Source organism: Actinoplanes oryzae (assembly GCF_030757795.1).
Taxonomy (GTDB): Bacteria; Actinomycetota; Actinomycetes; order Mycobacteriales; family Micromonosporaceae; genus Actinoplanes.
This window is the reverse complement of the sequence record NZ_JAUQWH010000334.1, coordinates 1-2,016: the sequence shown is the minus strand read 5'-3', so window position 1 is coordinate 2,016 and position 2,016 is coordinate 1. Positions and strand designations below refer to the sequence as shown.

The window sequence follows — 2,016 nt, the reverse complement described above, 5'->3', positions numbered from 1 at the left end:
TCTCCCTGCTGCTCGTCGTGGCCCGGGCCGGTGCGCCGGCTCCCGCGCTCTACGTGACACTCGTCCTCTTCGTCGTCACGGCCACCTTGTGGATCCGCGGCCAGTACCTCGACGGCCTCGACCACTCGCCGTGGATCCTGCCGAAGCGCGCCGCGGTGGTCCTGGGCGTCGCGGCGGTCGCGTTGCTCGCCTCGTACGTCGTTTTGCACAGCGGCGGCACCGCGCTGGCCGGCGTCCTGGTGCTCTACTTCCTGGCCGGATCGGGGCTGATGGCGCTGCGCCAGTCGCGCCGCGCGGAGCCGTACCGGCTGAAGCTGGGGTTGATCCTGCTCGGCGCCGGGGCGGTGCTGGGCCTGGCCGGGCTGCTCGTGCTGGGCCGCGGGTCGGGGACCGCCTGGGTGGTCCTGGAGCTCGTGCTGCTCGGCGCGGCGTTCCTGCTGCTGCTCCCGGTCGGTCTCGTGGTCGCCGCCGAGACGGGCGTACGCCGGATGTGCGCCGGCCCGCGCCGCACGAGGATCCGGGCGGGCGCCGCCGGTCTCGCGATCTACCTGGCCGCCGTCGGCGTCGTGTGGCTGCTGACCCGCTCGCCGTGGCTGCTCGGCGCGCTGATCGTGCTGGCGCTGCTGGTGATCGCGATGGCGTCGATGACCCAGGCGGACGTCGCCGCGGTGATGTGCGTCATCGCCCTGCTCGGCGTCACGCCGCTGCCGGCCGACGTGCCCGCGGAGCTGCGGCCGGGACGCGACGCCGGCCGGCTGCTGGTCGCGTTCGGCGACTCCTACATGTCCGGCGAGGGCGCCTCGATCTACTACCGCGGCACCGACGAGGGCGGGGGCAACCAGTGCCGCCGCTCCCCCACCGCCTGGTCCGCGATGGCCGGGCAGCAGCGCCCCTTCGACCGCGTCGAGTTCCTGGCCTGCTCGGGGGCCAGGACCCTCAACGTCCAGACCCCCACCCTCGAGGTACGCCCCGGAGCGCCGGCCCCGGAGCCGCAGGACGGCGAGCCGGGCACCCAGCTCGACCGTTACCTGGCCGACTACGGTCCGGGGTTCGATCCGGGCCTCGTGGTGCTCGGGATCGGCGGCAACGACGCGGGCTTCTCGACGATCGGGCTCATGTGCCTGGCGCCGGGCAACTGCAGCTCGCAGGCGTCGCTGTGGACCGAGGCGCTGCCGCAGGTGCAGGCCGGGTTGCGGGACACGTACCGGCAGCTGAGCACGGTGTTCCCGGACACGCCGGTGGTCGTCGTCCCGTACCCGGATCCGATCGGCCTGCGCGGGCGCTGCGACGACGTCTCGCTGAGCGCCCGGGAGCGGGTGTTCCTGCACGAGTTCGTCACCGGCGGGCTCAACCGGATCATCGCGCAGACAGCGACCGAGTTCGGCTTCTACTACCTGGGCGACATGCAGACCGCCCTGTCCGACGCGCACCTGCAGCTCTGCGACGAGCGCAACCAGGGGCGGCCCGGGCTCAACTTCATCGGCGTGCGGTCGGTGCGGGGCGTGGCCGAGCAGCGGTTCAACCCGGCGAACTGGTCGCACAGCAGCCTGCACCCGAACGAGCGCGGCCACGCGGCGATGCTGCGTGCCTTCGAGAAGTGGCTGCCGGCGGAGCTGGGCACGCTGCCGCCGCGGCTGCCCGCCAGTCCGGCGCCGGCGGCGACGCTCGCCGCGGAGGCGGACGCCCCGGCGGCCGTGCCCCCGTGCGACGTGCTCGACACCAGCCCCCAGGGGTGCCGGCCGCTCGGGATGCAGTGGGCCAAGGGCCGGATCGCCGCCATGCTGCTCGCCCAGGGCTGGCTCGGCCTGGTGGCGCTGGCCGGGATCTGGCTCGCCGCCGTCGCCTTCTTCGGGGACCGCCGGCACGCGGCCCTGCGCGCCGCCGCCGAGATCAAAAAGAGCCCCACCGGCGCCTGAGGCCCGGGTGGAAGATCAAATTACTCTGATCAGAAACGGTCACAAGGCTTGTACTCGGGGTCGTGCACGCTGGTCGCGGCCGGACACCCCGTCCGGCCGC

Annotated in this window: 1 protein-coding gene; it reads left to right on the top strand. The window is 73.9% G+C overall.

All coding sequences use genetic code 11. The features are described 5' to 3' along the window. Window positions 1-1,916 (top strand): GDSL-type esterase/lipase family protein (locus RBH18_RS43735; RefSeq protein ID WP_306216423.1); only part of this gene is annotated, 1,916 nt, incomplete at its 5' end. Window positions 1,917-2,016 lie beyond the last annotated feature (100 nt).